Genomic DNA, 17,687 nt, shown 5'->3' on the forward strand with positions numbered 1-17,687 from the left:
TTGTCGGCCTGCACCGCCACGGCGGTGGGCTTGGCGTCCACGGCCGGCGCCGCGGCGTGCGCGGCGACGGGGCCGGCGAAGATCCCACCGGCGAAGGCCAGACCAGCAACACTCAGAACGCTCTTACGCATGATCGTGTTCATCAGGGAAGCTCCAATTCGGGGGTAGACACCCACACCACCGATAGGGGTCGGCAACGTGCGCGGGTGTGCAGCACCTCGACAAGGCGCTCAACAAAACAAGCAAGAGGGAAAGTCTTCAGGCCGGGCCACACATTCCGGGGCTCACCGACCAGGGGGATCCGACGTCCGGGGCCGGGGGGCCTCGCGGTGCCGGGTCCAGCTGTAACGACCGGCGGCCCGCCATCATTCCGGGGGTCGGCTCGTCGGCCGGGACCAGATGTAACGGCCGGCGGCCCGCCATCATTCCGGCGGGCCAGCCACCGTCGGCGACCGGATGAACCGGCCGGCGGGCGGGGCTGCTACCTCGGCCGTCGGGCATATTCAACGACGCCCGGCCACCCATCATTCCGGCCCCGGGATGCCCCCGGTCACACCCCAAACCGCCCACACCGCCCAGGAGGCTTTGTCCAGCGCAGCGCTCGGGAGGCGATCGGTACACCCCGACATCAGCGAACCGGAGTCGATCAAACCGGACGAGTCTCTGATCAACTCCAGTCCGCCGACACGGCGATTATCTGCCCACCTGGTCACCGCCACGTCGGCGACTTTGCGGGCCGCCGGGCCCCGGGCCGGGTCGCTGAGCCCCAGGGCGCCGGGCCCAAGCCGCCGGGGCCCAAGCCGCCGGGGCCCAAGCCGCCGGGCCCAGGGCGCCGGCCGCCGCGCCGCCGCACGTCGGGTCTCTGGGCTCGCGACCGGTAGGGGAGAGGTGACGCCGGACACATACGATACGGATCGGTTCCGTATCGTTAATGGTGGGCTTAGGCTGACCGTGATTACGAGTCTGCTCCGTATCGTATCTTCGGGCGGGGCCACCGGGGGGAGAACCGGCAATGGAGATCCGCGACAACACGGGCCATCCGAGGAGGTGGGCGATCCTGGGGGTGCTGGTGATCAGCCTCCTCGTGGTCGTCCTCGACAACACCATCCTGAACGTCGCACTTCGCACGCTCGCCGACCCGACGCACGGGCTGGGTGCCAGCCAGGGCGAGCTGGAGTGGGCGATCAACTCGTACACGCTCGTCTTCGCCGGTCTGCTCTTCACCTTCGGGGTGCTCGGCGACCGCGCCGGTCGTAAGCGGTTCCTGCTGATCGGTCTGGTGCTCTTCGGCCTGTCGTCGCTGCTGTCGGCGTACGCGCAGAGCCCCGGGCAGTTGATCGCGGCCCGCGCGCTGATGGGGGTCGGCGGCGCGGCCATCATGCCGGTGACGCTCTCGATCATCTCGAACGTCTTCGACCCGCGGGAGCGGGGCCGGGCGATCGGCGTCTGGGCCGGTGCGGTCGGGCTCGCCGTCGCGATCGGCCCGGTCCTGGGCGGCGGGCTGCTCGAGCACTTCTGGTGGGGTTCGGTCTTCCTGATCAACGTGCCGGTGGTCGTGCTCGGCGTGGTCCTGGTCGCGCTCCTGGTGCCCGAGTCGCGGGACCCGAAGCCGGGCCGGATCGACGTGTTCGGTGTGGTCCTCTCGGTGGTGGGCCTCGTCGCGCTGACCTACGGCATCATCGACGGCGGTGAGCACGGTTTCGGCCGGCCGGTGGTGTGGGTCTCGATCATCGGTGGCCTGGCGGTGCTCGCCTGGTTCGTCAACATCGAGCGGCGCAGCACCCACCCGTCGCTGGACGTCCGGCTGTTCAAGGTGCCGCAGTTCGCCGCGCCGGTCGCAATCGTCGGCCTGATCTTCTTCGCCGCGATGGGCGTGATGTTCTTCAGCTCGTTCTACCTGCAGCTGGTGCGCGACTACAGCCCGCTGCAGACCGGTCTGCTCTTCCTGCCGTTCGCCGGCGCCCAGCTGATCTTCGCCCCGCGCAGCGCGGCGATGGTCCGCAAGTACGGCGGCAAGGCGGTCGCGGTGGTCGGGCTGGTGCTGACGGCGATCTCGCTCGGCGCCTTCACCTTCATCGACGCGCACACCCCGATCTGGGTCGTGTTGTTCTTCTTCTTCATCCAGGGCGTCGGGATGGCCAACATCATGCCGCCGGCGACGGAGTCGATCATGTCGTCGCTGCCCCGGGAGAAGGCCGGCGTCGGCTCGGCGGTCAGCAACACGGTCCGCCAGGTCGGTGGCGCGCTCGGCGTGGCGGTGCTCGGCTCGGTGCTCTCCGCGGTCTACCGGGCCGACGTCGACCCGGCGCTGGCCGGCCTGCCGGCCCAGGCCCGGGACGCGGCGAACGAGTCCATCTCCGGCGCGTACGCGGCGGCCGGGCAGCTCGGGCCGGCGGCGCCGAAGCTGCTCGCTGCGGCGAACGACTCCTTCGTCACCGCCATGCACTGGGCGGCCGCGCTCTCCGCGCTGGTGGCCGCGCTCGGCATCCTGGTGGCGCTGCGCTGGCTGCCCGGCCGGGCAGCCACCGACCCGGCGCCGGCCGCACGGGCCGCCGCACCGGAGTTGGCCGAGACCGCATAGGTTCGGGGACAATGTCCGACATGACGTCCACTGCTGATGCTCCGCGGTCGCCCGGGCGACCGCGGAGCGTCCGCGCCGATGAGGCGATCATCGAGGCCACCCTCGACCTGCTCGCCGAGGGCAGCACCATCGAGGCGCTGTCGATCGAGGCGATCGCCGCCCGCGCCGGGGTGGGCAAGGCCACCATCTATCGCCGTTGGGCCGGCAAGGACGCACTGCTGCTGGACGCGCTGCGCCGGCTCAAGGGCATCCTGCCGCAGCCGGCCGGGCACTCCGTCCGGGACGACCTGGTGCTGCTGGTCGGCGCGATCGGAAAGAACGTCGACCCGCGCGCCTCGAAGATCATGCCCTGTCTGGTGCCCGAGGTGAACCGCAGCCCGGACCACTTCCGGCTCTACCAGAACATCATCGCGCCGCGTCGGCAGTTGATGCGCGAGGTGCTGCGGCGCGGCATCGCCGAGGGGGTGCTCCGGCCCGACCTCGACCTCGAGGTGACGATGGCCCTGCTCACCGGACCGATGCTGATCCAGCGCGTGCTCCAGTGGAACCCGGACCTGGACGAGCAGGCCCTGCCCGGGCAGGTCGTCGACACCGTGCTGGCGGGCATCCAGGCCCGCTGACCGATCCTCGGAGCGCCCGAGCGGTCAGCCGGCCGGGGTGCGCAGGCGGTGCAGGCGCAGGGCCAGCTGCACCTCCAGGGCCCGCTCCGGCCGCTGCCAGTCCGCGCCGAGCAGCTGCCCGACCCGCTCCAACCGCTGGGTCACCGTGTTCACATGGACGTGCAGCTGCTCGGCGGCGCGGGCCAGGCTGCCGCCCACCCCGAAATACGCCTCCAGCGTCTTCACCAGGGCGGTGCCGCGCCGGGCGTCGTAGTCGACCACCGGCCCCACGGTCGCCGTGAGGAACTGCTCCACGTCCCGGTCGCCCCCGTCGCCGACCGCGCCGAGCAGCAACCCGACGAAGCCCAGCTCGGCGGTGCTCGCGCCCTGCCCGGCCCGGCCCAGCGCGCCGAGCGCGGTGAGGCAGCGGTCCGCCTCGCGGAACGTGGCGGCCAGGAACGCCGGCGTGGCCGACGGGCCGCTCGCCCCGGCGGTGACCGGTCGCCCGGTGATCCGGGACAGGTCCCGGGAGACCGCGCGGGCGCTCGCGCCGGCGTCCTGACCGGGGAGCATCAGCACCACCAGGCCGTCGCGGGCCGCGGCCAGCCCGCCGCGGGTCGAGGCGTACGTGGTGGCCCAGGAGAGCACCCGCTGCCGGGCTGAGCCGGTCGCCGCGATCGCGTCCTCGCCCACCGCCACCAGCACGTGCGGCGCGTCCAGGTCCACCCCGAGCCGCCGGGCCCGGCTGCGCAGCGCGTCGGTGTCGCGCAGCGGCCGGGCGATCAGGTCGTCGAGCAGCTCGCCGCGGACCCGCCCCTCCGCCTCGGCGACCGTGCGGCGGAACAGCAGCAGCAGCGCCGTCACCAGCGCGGCCCGCTCCAGGATCCGCTGGTCGGCGTCGACCAGCTCCTCGTCCGGGCGCAGCACCAGGGCGCCCAGGTTCTCCGCGCCGGCCACCACGGCCGCGTACCAGAGCGAGCCCCGCCGGACGCTGCGTCCCTCGGTCCGGGAGGCGGCCACCGCCTCGACGATGTCCGAGCGGTCCGGTTCGGTGATCTCCCCGACCCGGGCCAGCAGCCGGCCCTCCGCGTCCAGTGCCAGCAGCGCCCCGCCGAGCACCTCGGTCACCGCGGCCGCCACGTCCTCCACGCCGCCGCCGCGCAGCACCAGCGCGGTCATCCGGTCGTGGGCGGCCGCCGCGCGCTCCACCGAGCTGCTGTGCGCCCGGATGGTGGTGTTCGCCGCGGACAGCTCGGCCAGCGCCGAGCGGGTCTCGGTGAGCAGCCGGGCGGTGTCGATCGCGACCGCTGCGTGCGCGGCGAGCGAGACCAGGAGGGCGACCTCCTCACGGACGAAGGGGCGGGCCGAGCGGTTCGCCGCGTAGAGCACCCCGATGGAGGTCGAGCCGAGCCGCAACGGCACGCCGAGGATGGCCACCAGGCCCTCCTCGCCCACCCCGGCGTCGATCTCCCCGGTGTGGTGGAAGCGGTCGTCCTCCGGATAGTTGGCGGTGACGTACGGGGCGCCGGACTGGGCCACCAGACCGCCCAGGCCCGCGCCCATCGGCAGCCGCAGCCGCTGGAACCGGGCGGAGACCGAGCCGTCGGTGACCCGCATGTAGGTGTCGCCGCGCTCGTCGTCGTTGAGGGTCATGTACGCCACGTCGGCGCCGAGCAGGTTGCGCGCCCGGTGCACGATCGCCCGCAGCACGTCGTCCAGGTCGCGCAGGCCGGCCAGGTCGCTGACGGTGTCGTACAGCCCGGAAAGCTCGGTCTCCCGGCGGCGGCGCCGCTCGAGCAGCGCGCGGACCCGCAGCGCCACGGTTTTCGCCTGCTCCAGCTCGGCGAGCCGGTCCGGGGGCAGCCCGGCGGCGCGGGCCGCGACCAGCGGCCCCTCGAACTCGACCGCGGCGGCCTCCCGGGCGAGCAGTTCGAGGAACTCCACGGGCGAGGACATGACGCCCATTGTGCGCGCGGCCACTAGTTCGCCGTCCAGCCCCCGTCGAGCGCGATGGACGCGCCGGTGATGAAGGCCGCCGGTGGCGCACAGAGGTACGCCATCAGCTCGGCGACCTCCTCCGGCTCGATCAGCCGCTTGATCGCCGCCCGGGCCAGCATGATCTTCTCGATCACCTCGGATTCCGGGAGGCCGTGGCTGGCCGCCTGGTCGGCGATCTGGCTCTCCACCAGCGCCGTGCGCACGTACGCCGGGTTGATGCAGTTGGCGGTGACGCCGTGCTGCGCGCCCTCCAGCGCGACCACCTTCGACAGGCCCTCCAGCGCGTGCTTCGCCGAGACGTAGGCCGCCTTGTACGGCGAGGCGCGCAGCCCGTGCACCGAGGAGATGTTGATGATCCGGCCCCAGCCCCGGGCGTACATGTGCGGCAGCGCGCGGCGGATGATCAGAAACGGCGCCTCCACCATGACCCGGTGCAGGTACGCGAAGCGCTCCGCCGGGAAGTCCGGTAGCGGCGCGACGTGCTGCAACCCGGCGTTGTTCACCACGATGTCCACGTCCGTGTCGAGCCGGTCCACCGCCGCGGCGTCGGCCAGGTCGACCCCCTCGGCCCGGCCACCGGCCTCGGCGGCCACCGCCTTCGCCGCCTCGACGTTGCGGTCCACCACCAGGACGGCCGCGCCGGCCGCCGCCAACCGCAGGGCGCAGGCCCGGCCGATGCCGCTACCGCCCCCGGTCACCAGGGCGGTCCGACCGGCGAGGTCGACGTTCACGACGTGGGGGACCGCCACGGGTTCTGCCGTCATGGCGCAAGAAGTTACGAGCTGTGTGGCCGGGCGCACATGGGGTGGCGACACATACTCCACCGTCAAGGTGTGTGGGAGCGCGGCCGCTGCGGCCCGGCCGCCGGACCCGGCTGCCAGCTCCCGCTCGCCTACCCGGCCCCGCTGGGGTGGTGGGATGCGACGGTCCGGTCCGGCGTCGGCGTGTCCCGGCGGGCGGGCGTTCGGGGCCACCAGTAGGGTGTCGAACACACGTACTGCTGGCGGCTGGGGGAGGAGGCGGCGTGCGGGTGCTCGGCGTCGACCCGGGGCTGACCCGGTGCGGGGTGGGCGTGGTCGAGGGCGTGCCCGGCCGACCCTGCACGCTGGTCGCCTACTACGTGGTCTACACCGACCCGGCCGACGAGCTGCCGCTGCGCCTGCTGCACCTGGATCGCAAACTCACCGATCTGGTGGCCGAGCACCGGCCGGAGAGCGTGGCGGTCGAGCGGGTGTTCAGCCAGCACAACGTGCGCACCGTGATGGGCACCGCGCAGGCCAGCGGCATCGCCGTGCTCGCCGGTGCGCGCGCCGGGCTGCCCGTGCAGACCTACACCCCGAGCGAGGTGAAGGCGGCGGTGACCGGCTCCGGGCAGGCGGACAAGGCGCAGATGACCGCGATGGTCACCCGGCTGCTGCGGCTGCCCGAGCCGCCCCGACCGGCCGACGCCGCGGACGCGCTGGCGCTGGCGATCTGCCACATCTGGCGCGGCGGAACCCGCTCCAAACTGGCCGCCGCCGCGGACCGGGTACGACGAGGAGGAGCGAGATGATCGCGAGCGTGCGCGGCGTGGTGACCGCGACCGGCCCCGACCAGGCGGTGATCGAGGTCGGCGGGGTGGGCCTCGCGGTGCACTGCGCGCCGGGCACCCTCGCCGAGCTGCGGGTCGGCCAGCCGGCCCGGCTCGCCACCAGTCTGGTCGTCCGGGAGGACTCGCTCACCCTCTACGGCTTCGCCGACGATGACGCCAAGCAGCTCTTCGAGCTGTTGCAGACCGCCAGCGGGGTCGGCCCCCGGCTGGCCCAGGCGGTGCTCGCCGTGCACACCCCCGACGCGGTCCGCAAGGCGATCGCCAACGCCGACACCGCCGCGTTGACTCGGGTGCCCGGGATCGGCAAGAAGGGCGCCGAGCGGCTGGTGCTGGAGCTGCGCGACCGGATCGGTCCGGTGCCGGTGGGCGCCGACGGCGCGGCCGGGGTGGTCGGCGGCGCCTGGCCGGACCAGGTGCGTCAGGCGCTGGTCGGGCTGGGCTGGACGGCCGCGCAGGCCGACCAGGCGGTCGCCGCGGTGGCGGAGACTGTGGACGGCCCGACGCCGCCGGTGCCGGTCCTGCTCAAGCAGGCCATCCGGCTGCTGGGCCGGACGCGATGACCGGTCCCGACCACGGCGTGGTCTCGGCGTACGTCGCGGACGCGGAGCGGGACGCGGAGGCCAGTGTCCGGCCGAAGCGGCTGGCCGAGTTCATCGCCCAGCACCGGGTGCGCGACCAGCTCGACCTGCTGCTGCAGGGTGCGATGCGCCGGGGTAGCCCGCCCGACCACATTCTCCTGTCCGGGCCGCCCGGCCTCGGTAAGACGACGTTGGCCAACATCGTGGCGGCCGAGTTGGGTGCGGGCATCCGGGTGACCAGCGGGCCGGCGATCGAGCGCTCCGGCGACCTGGCGGCCATCCTGACCAGCCTCGCCGAGGGCGACGTGCTCTTCATCGACGAGATCCACCGGATCGCCAAGCCGGCCGAGGAACTGCTCTACAGCGCGATGGAGGACTTCCGGGTCGACGTGGTGGTCGGCAAGGGGCCGGGCGCCACCGCGATCCCGCTGGACGTGGAGCCGTTCACCCTGGTCGGCGCGACCACCCGCTCCGGCCTGCTGACCGGGCCGATGCGGGACCGGTTCGGCTTCGTCGCCCACCTCGACTTCTACGCCCCGGCCGATCTGGAGGCGCTGCTGCACCGCTCGGCGCGGATCCTCGGCGTGCCGATCACCGCCGACGGCGCCGTCGAGATCTCCGGTCGCTCGCGGGGGACGCCCCGGATCGCCAACCGGTTGCTGCGCCGGGTGCGCGACTTCGCCGAGGTCCGGGCCGACGGCGTGGTCAACCTGGAGACCGCGCGGGCGGCGCTGACCGTCTACGACGTCGACGCCCTCGGGCTGGACCGGCTGGACCGCGCGGTGCTGACCGCGTTGGTCGACTCGTTCCGGGGCGGCCCGGTCGGGCTCTCCACCCTCGCCGTCGCGGTGGGGGAGCAGCCGGACACCGTCGAGGAGGTGTGCGAGCCGTTCCTGGTCCGGGCCGGTCTGTTGGCCCGTACGCCGCGGGGGCGGGTGGCGACTGAGGCGGCCTGGCGGCATCTGGGGCGTACGCCACCGAATGGTACATTTGGTGCCGATGCCTCTCCCGTGGCCGATCTGTTCTCGACCGCGCCCGATCAGCCGTGATCCGAACGTGATCTGTGCCGCATTCGGCGTTCCCAGGTGCAGGGATTAGACTCGCCGCGGTCTGTACAGGACGTGAGAATCCGCCTCCGCTCCGGCACACCTGGTGCCGGCGGGAGGCCAATGGGAAGGTCTGTAACCGTGCAATACCTTGCAGCGGGCAGCGGCGGAGCCGGTGGTCTGACGCCGATCCTGATGATCGTCTTGCTCTTCGGCGTCATGTACTTCATGATGATCCGCCCTCAGCAGAAGCGCCGCCGCGAGGCCGCGGACATGCAGTCCGCGCTCGGCCCCGGTGACGAGGTGGTCACCATCGGCGGGCTCTACGGCACGGTCACCGGTGTGGACGACGACACCGTCCTGCTCGAGGTCTCCCCGGGAGTGCAGACCCGGTACGCCCGGCCGGCCATCGCCCGGGTGGTCACCCGGGCCGAGCTTCCGGCGGAGCCGGCGACCGAGGACGCGGACACCGTCAAGGAGTGACCCGCCTCTCGTCGGGGCAGGCCCGGCCGGTCCCAACCGGCCGATTCCCGACGGGGCGGCGGTGGCGACATCAAAACTGGATAATCGGGTCGACGCTGGGCGTCGGCACACTTGCGTGACCGGTCGGCGCCCCCGCGCTCTCCGCCGCGACGCCGTGCCGCCGACCGCCGCCGAGCCCGGTCGGAGCCGTCGGCCCGGGATCCCGGCCCGACACCCGTCGCCGCGGGGGCGGCGCGACCGTACAGGGAGACAGGACAGCCGTGGCACCACCTCAGGGACAGATGCGCCCCGGGCGGCAGCTCGCCGTACTCGGGCTCATCTTCGTCGTCCTCTATCTTTTGGTGTTCTTCTCGGGCGGCGCCAAGGGCAGCTTCACCGACCGGCTCGAGCCCCGGCTCGGCCTGGACCTGGTCGGCGGCACCCGCCTGACGCTGGAGGCGAAGAACACCGTCGACGGTCGGCCCCCGACGGCGGAGAACCTCGAAGAGGCCCGCCAGATCATCGAGAACCGGGTCAACGCCTTCGGCGTGGCCGAGGCCGAGGTGGTCACCGAGGGCAACCGGAACATCGTGGTCTCCCTGCCCGGCGAGAACCGGGACCTGACCAACGTCGGCACCCCGGCCGAGCTGCGCTTCCGCAAGGTGCTCAAGGCGGCGGACGGCAGCGGGGCGATCGCCGCCCCGCCGGCGGCGACGCCGGCCCCGTCCGGCAGCGCGAGCCCGGCCCCCTCGGGCAGCGCGACGCCGACCCCGTCGGGCAGCGCCGCGCCGAAGGTGACCAGCTCGCCGTCGGGTGGCCAGGGCGGCATGGCGCCGGCGCCGAGCGCGAGCGCCACCCCGACCCCGTCGACGTCGGCCTCGCCGAGCGCCGCCGCGCCCGCGCCGAGCGCCAGCGAGGCACCGGTGCCGGCCAGCATCGAGCAGCAGCGAAAGGCCGTCGAGCAGAAGGTTGGTGCGGCCGCCTGGTCGGCCGCCAGCGGGTTGCAGGCACCGGCGGACCTCACCGCCGACCCCTCGCTGGGCGACAAGCTCAAGCCGTTCGGCACGCTCAGCCCGCAGGAGGTCGCCGTCCTGCCGGCGCAGATGCAGTTCAACGTGCCGACCATCGGCTGCGCCCAGCTCGACGGACGTCCGCCGGCCTCGATCTCGGACCCGCAGCAGCAGGTGGTGGCCTGTGAGGACAGCGCCGCGAAGTACCTGCTCGACGTGGCGAAGGTGCTCGGCACCGACGTGAGCGACGCCAGCGCGGTGATGGACCAGACCAGCTCCTGGGTGGTGAGCCTCGACTTCACCGGCAACGGCCAGGAGAAGTGGACCAACCTGACCCGCGAGGCGTTCAACAACGAGGGCCAGGCCTGTGACGCCTCCGCCCTCGGCCAGGACGGCAAGTGCCGGGTGGCCGTGGTGCTGGACAACGAGATCGTCTCGTCGCCCGAGATCCAGGGTGTACTCACCGGCGACTCCCAGATCACCGGCAACTTCACCCAGAAGGACTCCAGCACCCTCGCCAGCCAGCTGCGCTACGGTGCGCTGCCGGCGACCTTCGAGGCGCAGGAGCAGCAGAACGTCTCCGCCACCCTGGGCGCCAGCCACCTGCGGGCCGGCCTGCTCGCGGCCGGCATCGGCATGCTGCTGGTCATCATCTACGCGTTCTTCTACTACCGCCTGCTCGGCTCGGTGATCTTCCTGAGCCTGATCCTCTCCGCGCTGCTGGTCTTCGGCGCGCTGATCGTGCTCGGGCGGCAGATCGGGTTCACCCTGACGCTCGCCGGCATCGCCGGTTTCATCGTCTCGCTCGGTGTGGCGGCGGACTCGTTCGTCATCTACTTCGAACGATTGAAGGACGAGATCCGCGAAGGCCGCAGCCCGCGTAGCGCGGTGCCGCGGGCGTGGATCCGGGCCCGCCGGACGATCATCTCGGCGAACGCCATCTCGATCCTCGCGGCGGTGGTGCTCTACATCGTCTCGGTCGGCACGGTGAAGGGCTTCGCCTTCGCCCTCGGTCTGGCGACGGTGCTGGACCTGGTCGTGGTGTTCCTCTTCCGGCACCCGATCATGACGATGTTCGCCCGGACCCAGGCGTTCCTCTCGCCCCGGGTCAGTGGCCTGGGCCGCGTCCTGCGGACGGCCGAAGCCGAGCGGGAGACCACCACCCGCCCGTCGCGCGTGAAGGAGGCCTGACATGGCCGGTAGCGGTTTGGCCACTCGCCTCTACCGGGGCGAGGCCGGTCTCGACATCATCGGCAAGCGCAAGCTCTGGTTCGGCATCGCCGGCGCGCTGGTGCTCGCCGCACTGCTGAGCTTCCTGTTCCGGGGCTTCACCCTCGGCATCGAGTTCGAGGGCGGCAACTCCTTCCAGGTGCCGGCCAGCGTCGGCACCCTCAACCAGGCCGAAGACCGCGTCGACACGGTCCTCGCCGGCGCCGGCAGCACCGAGGTGGAGTCGGCCCAGCGGGTCGGCGGCGCGGGCGGGGAGTTCTACGAGTTCCGCACCGCCGTGCTGAGCTCCGAGCAGGCCAACGCGGTCAAGTCCGGGCTGGCGCAGGAGTTCGGCATCAACGCCGACCAGATCAGCTCCAACCAGGTCAGCGCGGCCTGGGGTGGCCAGTACACCGAGCGCGCGCTGCTCGGTCTGGTCATCTTCATCGCGCTGGTGATGCTCTACCTGATCATCCGTTTCGAGTGGCGGATGGCGGTCGGCGCGGTCTCGTCGTTGCTGCTCAACCTGATCCTCACCGCCGGGGTCTACTCGCTGGTCGGGTTCGAGGTCACGCCGTCGACGATCATCGGCTTCCTCACCATCCTGGGCTTCGCGCTCTACGACGTCGTCGTGGTGTTCGACAAGGTCCAGGAGAACACCCGGGGCATCACGGCGAACAACAACCAGACCTACGGCGAGGCGGCCAACCTCGCCATCAACCAGACCCTGATGCGGTCGATCAACACCGGTCTGGTCGCGCTGCTGCCCGTGGGTGGTCTGCTCTTCATCGGTGTCCCGCTCGGCGCGGTAACCCTGGAGGACCTCGGTCTGGTGCTCTTCGTCGGTATGTTCATCGCGGTCTACTCGTCGATCTTCTTCGCCACCCCGGTGCTGGCGACGCTGAAGGACTTCGAGCCGCGGATCCAGGCGCACAAGAAGCGGGTCCTGGCCCGGCGGGGGGCGATCGCCCGGGGCGAGGTGACTCCGAAGGGCGCACCGCGCGCCGCCGCCGGCGGTGGCGAGAGCGTCGTCGACCCGGAGGCCGCCGCGCTCGCCGGCGCCGTGCCCAAGGTGGGTGCCCGGCCGGCCGCCAAGCGGCAGACCGGCGCCCGCGGTGGGCGGCCGACCGGCGGCGGCGGAAACCGGCCGGGCGGCGCCAAGCGGCGCTGACCGACCGCCGGGGGCCGACCCGGTAGGAACCGACCTGACGGCGTCCTTCATGCTGTGCGAGCAGCATGCAGGACGCCGTCGTCGTCGGAAGGGAAACGGGAACTGCCGTGACGGAGACCCACAGCGCCGAGGTACGCGGGGACAGCGGTGTCGAGACCGCCCGGCTGGTGGCCAGCCGGGTGCTCGACGTGCCGGACTTTCCCAAGCCGGGTGTCGCGTTCAAGGACCTGATGCCGCTCTTCGCCGACGGGGCCGCGTTCCGCGAGGTGACCGACCGGATCATCGCGTACCACGGGCGCGACGCGTTCGACGCCGTGGTGGGCATCGAGGCGCGCGGCTTCGTGGTCGCGGCGGCCATCGCCTACGCGACCGGGGTCGGCGTGGTGCCGGTGCGCAAGGCGGGCAAGCTGCCCCGGGCCGCCTACTCGGCCTCGTACGAGCTGGAGTACGGCGAGGCGACCCTGGAGGTGCACCAGGACGCGTTCACCGCGGGGCACCGGGTGCTGGTGGTGGACGACGTGCTCGCCACCGGCGGCACCGCGGCGGCGACGCTCGACCTGGTCGAGCGGGCGGGCGGCACCGTGGCCGGGTTCACCGTGCTGCTGGAGCTGGGTTTCCTGGGCGGCCGGGACCGACTCGCTCCCCGTCCGGTCCATGCCCTGCTGACCGTTTGATCCAGGTGGCCGCTGGTAGGCCCGGCGCGGTCCGTCCGGCGGAGCGGCAGGGCACCGTCTGTGCGGGTAGCATTGCCCTTTGCTGACGCCGGCGGTGCACCGTTCGGCGGCACGAGACCAGACCGACCGGCATACGGTCGGTGTGTTTCCGGCGAGCGGTGAGGAGGCCGGTGTCCCACGATGTCGTCCCTCCGGTGGAGGGCACGTTGCACCCGACAGGCGACGCGGACGGCTCGGTGACCGACCGGAACGGTGACGCGACAGCCCGGGTGACGGGCTCTGGCAACGGCTCAGGCCTGACCGACCCGGTCGACGGCGCCCGGCCGGCCGACAACGTGGTGGTCCCGTTCCGGGCCGACGGGTCGGTCGAGCCGGCGGTGGCCACCGGTTTCGGGTTCTCCAACGCGCCCACCGGCCGACGGGTGCGAGCCCGGCTGGCCCGGTTCAACGCGCCCTGGCAGACCTCACAGGTCAGCGAGGTGCTCGAGCCGCTGATCTCGACACACCGGGAGAATCACCCCAAGGCGGATGCCCGGCTGCTTCAGCGCGCCTTCGACACCGCGGCCCGCTGGCACTCCGGGCAATACCGCAAGTCCGGTGACCCCTACATCACCCACCCGCTGGCGGTGGCCACCATCCTGGCCAACCTCGGGATGGACACCACCACGCTGGTCGCGGCGCTGCTGCACGACACCATCGAGGACACCGAATACACCCTCGACCAGATGCGCGCCGACTTCGGCGGCGAGGTCGCGCTGCTGGTCGACGGCGTCACGAAGCTCGACAAGGTCAAGCTGGGTGACGCGGCCAAGGCCGAGACCATCCGCAAGATGGTGGTCGCGATGGCGAAGGACCCGCGGGTCCTGGTGATCAAGCTCGCCGACCGGCTGCACAACATGCGCACCCTGACCTTCCTGCCCCGCCCCAAGCAGGAGCAGAAGGCGAAGGAGACGCTGGAGATCCTCGCCCCGCTGGCGCACCGCCTCGGTATGAACACGATCAAGTGGGAGCTGGAGGATCTGGCCTTCGGCACGCTGTTCCCGAAGCGGTTCGAGGAGATCAACCGGCTGATCGGGGAGCACCAGCCGCAGCGCGAGGCGCTGCTGCGCCAGGTGACCCAGAAGGTGTCCACCGACCTGAAGGCCGCCAAGATCAAGGCGGAGACCACCGGCCGGCCGAAGCACCTCTACTCGATCTACCAGAAGATGATCGTGCGGGGGCGCGACTTCAACGACATCTACGACCTGGTCGGGGTGCGGATCCTGGTCGACACGGTGCGCGACTGCTACGCGGCGCTGGGCGTCATCCACGCCAACTGGCAGCCGGTGCCGGGCCGGTTCAAGGACTACATCGCCATGCCCAAGTTCAACATGTACCAGTCGTTGCACACGACGGTCATCGGGCCCACCGGCAAGCCGGTGGAGATGCAGATCCGCACCTACGCGATGCACCGCACCGCCGAGTTCGGCATTGCCGCGCACTGGAAGTACAAGGAGCACAAGGGCGTTCCGGTGGTCGGTCCGCCGGCGCACATCGACGAGATGACCTGGCTGCGCCAGCTGCTGGACTGGCAGCGGGAGGCCGCCGACCCGAGCGAGTTTCTCGACGCGCTGCGCTTCGACCTGTCCAGCCAGGAGGTGTACGTCTTCACCCCCAAGGGTGACGTCATCCCGCTGCCGACCGGGTCGACGCCGGTGGACTTCGCGTACGCGGTGCACACCGAGGTGGGGCACAAGTGCATCGGCGCCCGGGTCAACGGCAAGCTGGTGCCGCTGGAGTCGACGCTCTCCAACGGCGACGTGATCGAGATCTTCACCTCGAAGTCCGACACCGCCGGCCCGACGCAGGACTGGTTGGGCTTCGTCAAGAGCCCCCGGGCCCGCACGAAGATCCGCCAGTACTTCAACAAGGAGCGGCGCGAGGAGGCGATCGAGGCCGGCAAGGACGCGATCGTCAAGGCGATGCGTAAGCAGGGGATGCCCCTGCAGCGGATGCTCACCTCCGACGCGTTGATGTCGATCGCCCGCGATCTGCACCTGGCCGACGTCGCCTCGCTCTACGCGGCGGTCGGCGACAGCCAGGTCAGCGCCCAGTCGGTGGTGCAGAAGCTGATGGCCGCGTACGGCGGCGAGGAGGGCGCGGCGGAGGACATCGCCGAGACCGCCGTCGCCACCCGGCCGCCGCGCAGCCGGCAGAGCAGCGCCGATCCGGGTGTGGTGGTCCGCGGCGTCAGCGACGTCTGGATCAAGCTGGCCCGGTGCTGCACCCCGGTGCCGCCGGACGCGGTCTTCGGCTTCGTCACCCGCTCCGGCGGGGTGAGCGTGCACCGCGACGACTGCGCCAACGCCGAGGACCTGCGGGCACAGAGCGAGCGGGTGGTCGAGGTGAGCTGGAAGCTCACCTCCGCCTCGACGTTCCTGGTCGCCATCCAGGTGGAGGCGCTCGACCGGCACAAACTGCTCGCCGACGTCACCCGGGTGCTCTCCGAGGAACGGGTGAACATCCTCTCCGCCACGGTCACCACCACCCGGGACCGGGTGGCGGTCAGCCGGTTCAGCTTCGAGATGGCGGACCCGAAGCACCTCGGCCATCTGCTGGCCACGGTCCGCAAGGTGGACGGCGTCTTCGACGCCTACCGGGTCACCTCCGGCGCCTGACGCCGCCCGGCCAGGCCGGCGGACCCGGCCTACCGGGGTCCACCGTCGCGCTCGTCGCTGCGTCCGGCGCCATGATCCACTCGACTCCTGGGAAGTCGGGGTATCCGGGCGACCGGGCACCCCGACATCCGTGAACCCGAGTCGATCACGAACGAAAGCGCCCGCCGGTCGGTGACCGGCGGGCGCTTCGTCGTACGAGCGGCGCGCTCAGGACTGCGGCGCGCTCATGGTCAGCTTCTTGATGACGATCTCCTTCTTCGGGTGACCGCCACCGGCCTGCTGCGCGAAGGCCTTGTCGTCGCCGGCCTTCGCCACGTCCTGGACGATGTTCATCCCGCCGGTGATGGTGCCGAGGACGGTGTAGTTCGGGTCCAGCGGCGAGTCGCCGTAGACGATGAAGAACTGGCTGCCCGTGCTGCCCGGCTGGCCGGAGTTGGCCATCGCGATGACGCCCTCCGGGTAGGGGGGCCGCTTGTCGGTCGGCAGGTTCTCCTCGGCCATCCGGTAGCTCGGGCCGCCGGTGCCGTCGGTGTCCCGCCAGCCCTTGCCGGTGGCGCTCGGGTCACCGCACTGGAGCACCTTGATGCCCTCGGTCACCAGCCGGTGGCACTTGCTGTTGTCGAAGAAGTTCTTCTCCGCCAGGTGGGTGAAGCTCGCCGCGGTGCAGGGCACCAGGGACCGGTCGACCTTTGCGGTGATCGGCCCGAGGTTGGTGTCGATCGTCATGGTCTGGACACCGGTGTTCGACTGCTGGTTGGCCGGCAGCCCGACGTCCTTGATCTCCTTGATCCGCTGATCGGCGGGGATCTCGGTGAAGGCGCACTGGGCGAGGCCGCTCGCGGCGGTCTCGGTGCCGGTCTTGTCGTCGTCGCCACCCAGGCTGGTGGCCAGCCAGACGGTGCCGGCCACCACGAGCAGGAGGGCGAGGCTCGCCCCCACGATCGCCTGGGTCTGCCGGCGCTTGCGGGCCAGGGCCGCGCGCTCGGCCATCTCCTTCTCGAGTCGGGCGCGTGCCGCCGCGCGCTGCCGCTCTCTGGTGGACGTCACGCCTGGATCCTCCTGGACTGTCTGTCTGGGTGCCGCTGCGGGTTGGGTGGGGCTGCCCGGTCAGCCGGCGCTCGGGCTGGACGCCGGGGCGCCGGAACCGGTGGGCGCCGGTGCGCCCCCGGTGACCGGCTCGCCGACGGTGAGGCTCTGGATCGCCACGTCGGTCTTGGGCTTGACCGTGGCCCCGGTCCCATTGTCCACGGTCGGCAGGGCGCCGACCTTCGCCAGGACGTCCAGGCCGCCGGTGACCTTGCCGATGACCGGGTAGGCCGGCTTCTCCGGGTTGTAGTCCTTGAAGAAGAGCAGGAACTGGCTGCCGTTGGCGCCCGGCGGGTTGGCGATCATGGCCACCGTGCCCTTCGGGTAGGCCGGCGGCTGCCTCGGGGCGGGGCTGGCGGACGGGCTCGGCTCGGGCCCGTCCGGCACGTTCTCGTCGTAGAACGAGTAGGTCGGGCCGCCCAGCCCGGTGCCGCTGGGGTCGCCGCAGCGCAGCGCGCCCTCGGCGGTGATCTCGTGGCACTTGGTGTTGTCGTAGAACGACCGGCTCGCCAGGTGGGCGATGCTCGCCGCCGCGCACGGCGCCGAGGCCAGGTCGAGCTCGGCGGTGATCGGCGCACCCTGGTTGGTGGTCACCGTCATCGCCCGGGTGCCCTCGGTGGGCAGGCCGGTGGTGGCCGGGGTGCCCACGTCCTTGAGGTTGGTGTTCGCGGAGGCGTCCTGCGGGGTCCAGAGGCAGACCTCCTCGGCGGCGCTGTTCTTCGCCGGATCCGAGTCGAAGGCGCCCAACGCCCAGGCCGAGCCGGCCACGATCAGCGCCAGCACCAGGGCGGCGCCCACGCCGGCCTGGATCTGCCGCCGGCGCCGGACCCGTCCGGCCCGACGGGCCATCTGCCGGTCGAGCTTGGCCCGCGCCAGTTTGCGCTGCCGGTCCCTGCTGGAAGCCACCCGTGCTCCCCTTCCTCTACGCTGGTCGTCACCGGCGGCGGGCGTCCCCCGCCCGGGCGGGCCAGTGCGCCACGCCACACGCCCGCCAGAGTGTACGGCCACCGGCTGGGAATGTGGTG

The 17,687-nt window shown here is 72.0% G+C and carries 14 protein-coding genes; 10 read left to right on the forward strand and 4 right to left on the reverse strand.

The window, feature by feature from the left end:
* The first annotated feature begins 1,012 nt into the window (after nt 1-1,012).
* Both AB0C04_RS27235 and AB0C04_RS27240 read left to right on the forward strand, forming a co-directional pair.
* On the forward strand, nt 1,013-2,581 hold the full coding sequence (locus AB0C04_RS27235) for an MFS transporter (RefSeq protein ID WP_357059794.1): 1,569 nt from the start codon (nt 1,013-1,015) through the stop codon (nt 2,579-2,581).
* Nucleotides 2,582-2,592: 11 nt separating this feature from the next.
* A complete protein-coding gene (locus tag AB0C04_RS27240; protein ID WP_357059797.1) occupies nt 2,593-3,201 on the forward strand; it encodes a TetR/AcrR family transcriptional regulator in 609 nt (202 codons plus the stop codon).
* Nucleotides 3,202-3,225: 24 nt separating this feature from the next.
* On the opposite strand, the gene AB0C04_RS27245 is transcribed toward AB0C04_RS27240, so the two are convergent.
* The gene (locus tag AB0C04_RS27245) at nt 3,226-5,145 is read right to left on the reverse strand and encodes a helix-turn-helix domain-containing protein (RefSeq protein ID WP_357060144.1); all 1,920 of its coding nucleotides are present in this window, start codon (nt 5,143-5,145) and stop codon (nt 3,226-3,228) included.
* A gap of 14 nt (nt 5,146-5,159) precedes the next feature.
* Nucleotides 5,160-5,942, reverse strand: a complete 783-nt coding sequence (locus tag AB0C04_RS27250) for a 3-hydroxybutyrate dehydrogenase (RefSeq protein ID WP_357059799.1) — start codon at nt 5,940-5,942, stop codon at nt 5,160-5,162.
* A 260-nt stretch (nt 5,943-6,202) separates the two neighbouring features.
* Here AB0C04_RS27250 and ruvC point away from each other — a divergent pair, with 260 nt between their 5' ends.
* From ruvC to AB0C04_RS27290, 8 genes are all read left to right on the forward strand, one after another.
* Nucleotides 6,203-6,730, forward strand: a complete 528-nt coding sequence (ruvC, locus tag AB0C04_RS27255; protein ID WP_357059801.1) for a crossover junction endodeoxyribonuclease RuvC — start codon at nt 6,203-6,205, stop codon at nt 6,728-6,730.
* Nucleotides 6,727-7,329, forward strand: a complete 603-nt coding sequence (gene ruvA, locus AB0C04_RS27260; RefSeq protein ID WP_350871089.1) for a Holliday junction branch migration protein RuvA — start codon at nt 6,727-6,729, stop codon at nt 7,327-7,329. The genes ruvC and ruvA overlap by 4 nt, the downstream gene beginning before the upstream one ends.
* Nucleotides 7,326-8,396 (forward strand): Holliday junction branch migration DNA helicase RuvB, encoded by a 1,071-nt coding sequence (gene ruvB / locus AB0C04_RS27265; RefSeq protein WP_357059804.1) that lies wholly within the window; start codon nt 7,326-7,328, stop codon nt 8,394-8,396. Before ruvA ends, ruvB begins: the two co-directional genes overlap by 4 nt.
* Nucleotides 8,397-8,516: 120 nt before the next feature.
* Nucleotides 8,517-8,876, forward strand: a complete 360-nt coding sequence (yajC, locus tag AB0C04_RS27270) for a preprotein translocase subunit YajC (protein WP_357059806.1) — start codon at nt 8,517-8,519, stop codon at nt 8,874-8,876.
* A 260-nt stretch (nt 8,877-9,136) separates the two neighbouring features.
* Complete coding sequence (gene secD, locus AB0C04_RS27275) at nt 9,137-11,056, forward strand: protein translocase subunit SecD (protein WP_357059808.1); 1,920 nt, start codon at nt 9,137-9,139, stop codon at nt 11,054-11,056.
* A gap of 1 nt (nt 11,057) precedes the next feature.
* Nucleotides 11,058-12,245 carry a protein translocase subunit SecF gene (gene secF / locus AB0C04_RS27280; RefSeq protein WP_357059811.1) on the forward strand — a complete coding sequence of 396 codons (1,188 nt, stop codon included), beginning with the start codon at nt 11,058-11,060 and terminating at the stop codon, nt 12,243-12,245.
* A gap of 107 nt (nt 12,246-12,352) precedes the next feature.
* Nucleotides 12,353-12,919, forward strand: a complete 567-nt coding sequence (locus AB0C04_RS27285) for an adenine phosphoribosyltransferase (protein WP_357059813.1) — start codon at nt 12,353-12,355, stop codon at nt 12,917-12,919.
* A 194-nt stretch (nt 12,920-13,113) separates the two neighbouring features.
* Nucleotides 13,114-15,576, forward strand: coding sequence for a bifunctional (p)ppGpp synthetase/guanosine-3',5'-bis(diphosphate) 3'-pyrophosphohydrolase (locus AB0C04_RS27290; protein ID WP_357060147.1), 2,463 nt, complete (start codon nt 13,114-13,116; stop codon nt 15,574-15,576).
* A gap of 207 nt (nt 15,577-15,783) precedes the next feature.
* Here AB0C04_RS27290 and AB0C04_RS27295 read toward each other — a convergent pair whose 3' ends face one another.
* Together AB0C04_RS27295 and AB0C04_RS27300 are read right to left on the reverse strand one after the other, a co-directional pair.
* Entirely contained in the window at nt 15,784-16,623 is an 840-nt protein-coding gene (locus AB0C04_RS27295; RefSeq protein ID WP_357059816.1) for a peptidylprolyl isomerase, read from the reverse strand.
* A 60-nt stretch (nt 16,624-16,683) separates the two neighbouring features.
* Nucleotides 16,684-17,568 carry a peptidylprolyl isomerase gene (locus AB0C04_RS27300; RefSeq protein WP_357059819.1) on the reverse strand — a complete coding sequence of 295 codons (885 nt, stop codon included), beginning with the start codon at nt 17,566-17,568 and terminating at the stop codon, nt 16,684-16,686.
* Nucleotides 17,569-17,687 lie beyond the last annotated feature (119 nt).

The organism is Micromonospora sp. NPDC048909 (assembly GCF_040649635.1).
Classification (GTDB): domain Bacteria; phylum Actinomycetota; class Actinomycetes; order Mycobacteriales; family Micromonosporaceae; genus Micromonospora.

Excerpts from the sequence above, each read along its gene's own strand:
- AB0C04_RS27245 (WP_357060144.1), bottom strand. The coding sequence starts at position 5,145 with ATGGGCGTCATGTCCTCGCCCGTGGAGTTCCTCGAACTGCTCGCCCGG.
- AB0C04_RS27235 (WP_357059794.1), top strand. The coding sequence starts at position 1,013 with ATGGAGATCCGCGACAACACGGGCCATCCGAGGAGGTGGGCGATCCTG.
- secF (WP_357059811.1), top strand. The coding sequence starts at position 11,058 with ATGGCCGGTAGCGGTTTGGCCACTCGCCTCTACCGGGGCGAGGCCGGT.
- ruvA (WP_350871089.1), top strand. The coding sequence starts at position 6,727 with ATGATCGCGAGCGTGCGCGGCGTGGTGACCGCGACCGGCCCCGACCAG.
- yajC (WP_357059806.1), top strand. The coding sequence starts at position 8,517 with ATGGGAAGGTCTGTAACCGTGCAATACCTTGCAGCGGGCAGCGGCGGA.
- ruvB (WP_357059804.1), top strand. The coding sequence starts at position 7,326 with ATGACCGGTCCCGACCACGGCGTGGTCTCGGCGTACGTCGCGGACGCG.
- AB0C04_RS27250 (WP_357059799.1), bottom strand. The coding sequence starts at position 5,942 with ATGACGGCAGAACCCGTGGCGGTCCCCCACGTCGTGAACGTCGACCTC.
- AB0C04_RS27240 (WP_357059797.1), top strand. The coding sequence starts at position 2,593 with ATGTCCGACATGACGTCCACTGCTGATGCTCCGCGGTCGCCCGGGCGA.